This window comes from Roseicyclus sp. (assembly GCF_052168335.1).
Taxonomy (GTDB): domain Bacteria; phylum Pseudomonadota; class Alphaproteobacteria; order Rhodobacterales; family Rhodobacteraceae; genus Roseibacterium.
Map to the genome: position 1 here is coordinate 1 of NZ_JBQLZP010000438.1, position 2,218 is coordinate 2,218.

The following is a 2,218-nucleotide window of genomic DNA, read 5'->3' on the forward strand; positions in this document are numbered from 1 at the left end:
AGTTCCGCCGCATCTATGCTGACGCCGAGCGTCAGCGGGGCGACACGGGCGAGCTTCTGATCGGCCTCCTCGAGCGCCGTCTCGACGCGGTCGTCTACCGCGCCAAGTTCGTGCCGACCATCTTCGCCGCCCGCCAGTTCGTGAACCATGGCCATGTCACGGTGAACGGCAAGCGCGTCAACATCCCCTCCTACCGGGTGAAGGACGGCGACGTGATCGAGGTGCGCGAGAAGTCCAAGCAGCTCGCCGTGGTCCTCGAGGCCGTGCAGCTCGCCGAGCGCGACGTGCCCGACTACATCGAGGCCGACCATTCCAAGATGACCGCCACCTTCGTGCGGACCCCGGGCCTCGGCGACGTGCCCTACCCGGTGCACATGGAACCGAACCTCGTCATCGAATACTACGCGCAGAACTGAGGCGCCGGGGCCGCGAGGCCCGCGCCGTCCGCGCATCGTTTCTCGTTCGGGCCGTGCCGTTCCGGTGCGGCCCGAAGCTTTTCAGGACATCCCGCAGCGGAGGGAGGCATCCATGACCGAGACGCACCCCGTTTACGGCCGGATCGAGGGCCCGATCGTCATCATCGGCTTCGGCTCGATCGGCAAGGGCACCTGGCCCCTCATCGAGCGCCACTTCGACTACGACGCCGAGAAGCTCGTGGTGATCGAGCCCGATGCCGGGAAGGCGAACTTCCTGCGCCAGCACCGCATCGCCCACGTGCAGGAGCGGCTGACGCGGGAGAACTACCGCGAGGTGCTGGGCGGGCTTCTGGAGCCGGGCAAGGGGTTCTGCGTGAACCTGAGCGTCGACACCTCGTCGCTCGACCTCATGCGCTTCTGCCGCGAGATCGGCGTGCCCTACATCGACACGGTGGTGGAGCCCTGGGCGGGCTACTACTTCGGCACGACGGACAACGCGGCGCGGACGAACTACGCGCTCCGGCAGGCGGTGCGGGACGAGAAGGCGCGGAACCCCGGCGGGTCGACGGCGATCTCGTGCTGCGGCGCCAATCCCGGCATGGTCTCGTGGTTCGTGAAGGAGGCGCTCCTGACGCTCGCGCGGGACACCGGCCGCGAGGTCGCGGCGCCGACCGACCGCGCGGGCTGGGCGCGGCTGATGCAGTCGCTCGGCGTCAAGGGCATCCACATCGCCGAGCGCGACACCCAGGACCGCCGGGTGCCGCGCCCGAGGGGCGTCTTCGTCAACACCTGGTCGGTCGAGGGCTTCGTCGCCGAGGGCTTCCAGCCCGCCGAGCTCGGCTGGGGCACGCACGAGCCCTGGTTCCCCGAGAACGGCCACCGCCACGACACCGGCTGCCAGGCGGCGATCTGGCTCGAGCGGCCGGGCGCGATCACGCGGGTGCACACCTGGTGCCCGACGCCGGGACCGCAGTTCGGCTTTCTCGTCACGCACAACGAGGCGATCTCGATCGCCGACTACTACACGGTGGGGCAGGGCGCGCATCCCGAGTACCGCCCGACCTGCCACTACGCCTACCACCCCTGCGACGACGCGGTCCTGTCGCTGCACGAGATGTTCGGCTCGGGCCGGGCGCAGGAGAAGCACCACATCCTGACCGAGGACGAGATCGTGCAGGGCAAGGACGAGTTGGGCGTGCTGCTCTACGGGCACGAGCGGAACGCGCTCTGGTACGGCTCGCGGCTGTCGAACGACGAGGCGCGCGACCTCGCGCCCTACCAGAACGCGACCGGCCTCCAGGTGACGAGCGCGGTGCTGGCCGGCATGGTCTGGGCGCTGGAGAACCCGGGCGCGGGCATCGTCGAGGCCGACGAGATGGACCACGCCCGCTGTCTCGAGGTGCAGCGCCCCTATCTCGGGCCGGTCGAGGCGCATTACACCGACTGGACGCCGCTCCAGGACCGCTGGGAGCTCTTCCCCGAGGACATCGACCCCGAGGAGCCCTGGGCCTTCCGCAACGTGCTGGCGAGCTGACCGGATCGCGCAGCCCTGCGGGCTGCATTCCCTTCTCTCGCCCCGCCCCTCCGGGACGGGGCTCGGGTTTCTTGCGTATTTGTCGAAAGATGAAAGGGCGAGGGGCGGGTGTGCGGGGATGCACGCTCGGCCCGATGGACGCCGGTGGAAAACGGGCGTAAGGGCAGGGGGATGGCACTCGGCGACGGTCTCAGGACGCTCTCCCTCGCGGAGGCGGAACGGCTGCCCCCCTGGCGGCGGCCGGTGGCGCTTCTGGCGCTGATGGCCT

Annotated in this window: 2 protein-coding genes; both read left to right on the forward strand. The window is 69.8% G+C overall.

Annotation, left to right across the window (positions count from 1 at the left end):
- The coding region (rpsD, locus tag ACTS11_RS13365) for a 30S ribosomal protein S4 (RefSeq protein ID WP_442640801.1) at positions 1-416 on the forward strand (416 nt) is incomplete at its 5' end.
- A 112-nt stretch (positions 417-528) separates the two neighbouring features.
- Positions 529-1,950 carry a homospermidine synthase gene (locus ACTS11_RS13370; protein ID WP_442640802.1) on the forward strand — a complete coding sequence of 474 codons (1,422 nt, stop codon included), beginning with the start codon at positions 529-531 and terminating at the stop codon, positions 1,948-1,950.
- Positions 1,951-2,218: the final 268 nt, after the last annotated feature.

Coding starts and splice junctions, on each gene's coding strand:
- ACTS11_RS13370 (WP_442640802.1), top strand. CDS start 529: ATGACCGAGACGCACCCCGTTTACGGCCGGATCGAGGGCCCGATCGTC.